The sequence below is a fragment of the Streptomyces botrytidirepellens genome (assembly GCF_003721215.1).
GTDB lineage: Bacteria > Actinomycetota > Actinomycetes > Streptomycetales > Streptomycetaceae > Streptomyces > Streptomyces himastatinicus.
Map to the genome: position 1 here is coordinate 1 of NZ_RIBZ01000577.1, position 3620 is coordinate 3620.

4 protein-coding genes are annotated in these 3620 nt (G+C 74.6%); 3 read left to right on the forward strand and 1 reads right to left on the reverse strand.

Annotated features, from left to right (window positions below; genetic code table 11):
- Together EEJ42_RS33065 and EEJ42_RS33070 are read left to right on the forward strand one after the other, a co-directional pair.
- On the forward strand, positions 1-206 hold a 206-nt coding region (locus tag EEJ42_RS33065; protein ID WP_281291561.1), incomplete at its 5' end, for an acyl-CoA dehydrogenase family protein.
- Between the two features lie 97 nt (positions 207-303).
- Entirely contained in the window at positions 304-1308 is a 1005-nt protein-coding gene (locus EEJ42_RS33070; RefSeq protein ID WP_123105681.1) for a LacI family DNA-binding transcriptional regulator, read from the forward strand.
- Positions 1309-1331: 23 nt separating this feature from the next.
- On the opposite strand, the gene EEJ42_RS33075 is transcribed toward EEJ42_RS33070, so the two are convergent.
- Positions 1332-2069, reverse strand: a complete 738-nt coding sequence (locus tag EEJ42_RS33075) for a PaaX family transcriptional regulator C-terminal domain-containing protein (protein WP_123105683.1) — start codon at positions 2067-2069, stop codon at positions 1332-1334.
- A 127-nt stretch (positions 2070-2196) separates the two neighbouring features.
- On the opposite strand from EEJ42_RS33075, the gene EEJ42_RS33080 reads away from it, so the two are divergent.
- On the forward strand, positions 2197-3620 hold a 1424-nt coding region (locus EEJ42_RS33080; RefSeq protein ID WP_123105685.1), incomplete at its 3' end, for an acyl-CoA dehydrogenase family protein.

Below are 3620 nucleotides of genomic sequence, written 5' to 3' on the forward strand. Positions count from 1 at the left end.
CCCCGGGGGCCCGGGCCGAGGTCGCCGCCGCCAAGGTGGCGGCGGGCGAGGCGGCGTACGCGGCCGCGCGCACCGCCCTCCAGCTGCACGGCGCGATCGGCTACACGGACGAGTACGACCTGTCGCTGTGGATCCGCAAGGCCCGCGCCCTGCGGGGTGCCTGGGGCTCACCCTCGGTCTGCCGCGCCCGCGTGCTCGCGTCCTGACACCCGCGTCCCACGCGCGTCCTGACAAGGGGGCGCGCACCGGGCCATGCTGTAGCGACGAGCAGCGGCGGCGAGGCGAACAGCGAGGTATGCCCGGATGCACCGGCCCCGGCCCACCCTGGAGAGCGTGGCCCTGCACGCGGGCGTCTCGCGCGCCACGGTCTCCCGCGTCGTCAACGGCTCGACCAGGGTCGCCGAGGACAGCCGGGCGGCGGTGCTGCGGGCCATCGACGAACTGGGGTACGTCCCCAACCAGGCGGCCCGCAGCCTGGTCACCCAGCGCACCGACTCGTTCGCGCTCGTGCTGCCCGAGGAGCCGGGCCGGGTCTTCTCGGACGACCAGTTCTTCCCCGGCGTGGTGCGCGGGGTCGGCCAGGAACTGGAGGACGCGGACAAGCAGCTGGTGCTGATGATGGCCCGCTCCCCCGCCAGCCGGGACCGCATCGAGCGCTTCGCCCTGGCCCGCCACGTCGACGGGGTCATGGTCGCCTCCGTGCACGGCGCCGATCCGCTGCCCGCCGCGCTGGCCCGCATGGGCATTCCGGTGGTCTGCAACGAACGGCTGCTGGGGGCGACGGCGCTGCCGTACGTGGGCGTCGACAACGCCGGGGGCGCGGCCCTCGCCGTACGGCATCTGCTCGGGTCCGGCCGCACCCGCGTCGTCACGGTCGCGGGCCCGCAGGACATGGTGGCCGGTATCGACCGGCTGACCGGGTACCGGACGGCGCTGAAGGAGGCCGGGCGGGAACCGGTGGTGGCGGCCGGGGACTTCACGCAGGAGTCGGGCGCGGTCGCGATGCGGGAGCTGCTGGCGCGGGAGCCGGAGCTGGACGCCGTCTTCGTGGCCTCCGACCTCATGGGCCTCGGGGTGCTGCGGGCCCTGCGCCGGGCCGGGCGGCGGGTGCCGGAGGACGTGGCGGTGGTGGGCTTCGACGACGTACAGGCGGCGCGCTACGCGGACCCGCCGCTGACGACGGTGCGGCAGCCGATCGCGGAGATCGGCCGGCGGCTGGCGCGTCAGCTGCTGCGGCTGGCGGGCGGGGAGGCGATCGAACCGGCGGTGGTGCTGGACGTGGAACTGGTGCAGCGCGGCTCGGCGTAACGGGCTCCTCGGCGTAACAGGGCCTACGTCGTGTACTGGCGCAGCAGCCCGCGGAACTCCGTCTCGAACGCGTCGTACCGCGCCCGCAGCTCGGCGCCCGGCCACCCCCACGGCAGCAGTTCGTCCGGCAGCACCGGGTCCGTCAGCAGATGCCGCAGCACCGCCGCCGCCACCGTGAAGCTGTCGGCCGGGCTCCGCGCCGCGTCCAGGGCCTCGACCAGGCGGTGGGCGCGGTCGGCCCAGTCCGGCAGGTCCCAGAGCCGGGCCGCGAGGGCGGCGGGGTCGTCCTCCGGGGTGGCGGTGAAGCAGCCGCACTGCTCGGCGACCACGGGCGGGCGGGGGCGTACGAGGTTGGCGGGGCGCAGCCAGGTGCCCTCGCGGAGTTCGGCGAGCCGCAGCGCGGCCATCGCCTGGCGGAGGGCGGCGCGCTCGGGGGCGGGACGGCGGTCAGGGGTGACGACTGCGATCTCCCAGGTGCCGTCCCAGCGCCGGGTGCCCGGGGCCCGGCTGTCGTCCTGGCGGGCCTGGCGGGCGAGCAGCCGGTCGGTGAGCTTGTAGGCTCCGTCGTGCTGTTCGAGGTCACCGGCGGCCACCATCCGGGTGAGGGCGACCCGGACCGTCCCCTCCGCCGTGCCGAACATGGCGCCGACGCGGACGAGCGCGCGGGCGGGCAGCTGCGGCGGATGGTGGCCCAGCAGGGTGCTGAGCACGATCGAGCGCGCCGTCAGGGGGCGCAGCGTGAGCGTTCCGGTGTCGTCCATAACTGTGCGAAACCCTATCCATGACCGTTCCCCACCTACCATTACAGTTTCCCATCACGCATACTGAAACTGTAAGAACAGGACGGCAGGAACCCGGCCCCCGCGGCGACCCCAGGAGACGCTTGCCATGAGCGCGACGCACGAAGTCCTCAACCAGGCTCCGCCCCTCGCCGGTTTCACCACCGCCGACGACCCCGCCCTGCTGGAGGCCCTGCGCCGGGACGGCGCCGCATGGGCCGAGCCCCGGGTGCGGGAGGTGGGCGCGCGGGCCGGTTCCGCCGAGGTCCAGGACTGGGCGCGGATGGCGGAGGAGCACCATCCGGTGCTGCACACCCATGACCGCTACGGCCATCGGATCGACGAGGTCGAGTACCACCCCGCCTACCACCAGCTGATGACCGTCGCCGTGGAGAGCGGTCAGCACGCGGCGGCCTGGGCCGAGACCCGCCCCGGGCGGCATCTGGCGCGGGCGGCCACGTTCTACGCCTTCGCCCAGGCCGAGCCCGGCCACGGCTGCCCCATCTCCATGACGTACGCCGCCGTCCCGGCGCTGCGCGCCGAACCGGAGCTGGCCGCCGCGTACGAGCCGCTGCTGACGGCCCGCACCTACGACTTCGGGCTGCGCGCGCCGCTCACCAAGCGCGGGCTGATCGCGGGCATGTCGATGACGGAGAAGCAGGGTGGCTCGGACGTACGTGCCAACACCACCGAGGCCGTGCCGTCCTCCGATGACGACGGCACCTACCTGCTCACCGGCCACAAGTGGTTCACGTCCGCGCCGATGAGCGATGTGTTCCTGACGCTGGCGCAGGCCCCCGAGGGGGTGACCTGTTTCCTGGTGCCGCGCGTCCTGCCGGACGGCACCCGTAACGCCCTGTACCTCCAGCGGCTCAAGAACAAGCTCGGGAACCGCTCGAACGCCTCCTCCGAGGTCGAGTACGACCGCGCCGTGGCCTGGCGGATCGGCGAACCGGGGCGGGGGGTGCGGACCATCGTCGAGATGGTCAACGTGACCCGGCTGGACTGCGTGATCGGCTCGGCGGCGGGCATGCGCGCCGGGCTGCGGCAGGCGCTGCACCACTGCGAGCACCGCCGGGCCTTCGGCGCCGAGCTGATCGACCAGCCGCTGATGCGCAACGTGCTGGCCGATCTGGCGGTCGAGTCGGAGGCGGCCACCACGCTCGCGATGCGGCTGGCGACGGCGCTGGACCGCGCCGAGGCCGGGGACGCGGGCGAGGCGGCGCTGCGGCGACTGGGGCTGGCGGTCAGCAAGTACTGGGTGTGCAAGCGCGGCGCCACGCACGCCGCCGAGGCCCTGGAGTGCCTGGGCGGAAACGGCTATGTGGAGGAATCCGGCATGCCGCGGCTGTATAGGGAGGCGCCGCTCCAGTCGATCTGGGAGGGCTCGGGGAACGTCGCCGCCCTCGACGTGCTGCGCGCGCTCGGCCGGGAGACGGGCGCGCTGGACGCCGTCCTCGCCGAGGTGGACGCCGCCGCAGGTGCCGACGCCCGGCTGGACGCGGCCGCGGCCCGGCTGCGCGCGCTGCTGCC

What these genes read in the sequence shown, in the direction of transcription:
- EEJ42_RS33070 (WP_123105681.1), top strand. Translation starts at nt 304, where the DNA reads ATGCACCGGCCCCGGCCCACCCTGGAGAGCGTGGCCCTGCACGCGGGC.
- EEJ42_RS33075 (WP_123105683.1), bottom strand. Translation starts at nt 2,069, where the DNA reads ATGGACGACACCGGAACGCTCACGCTGCGCCCCCTGACGGCGCGCTCG.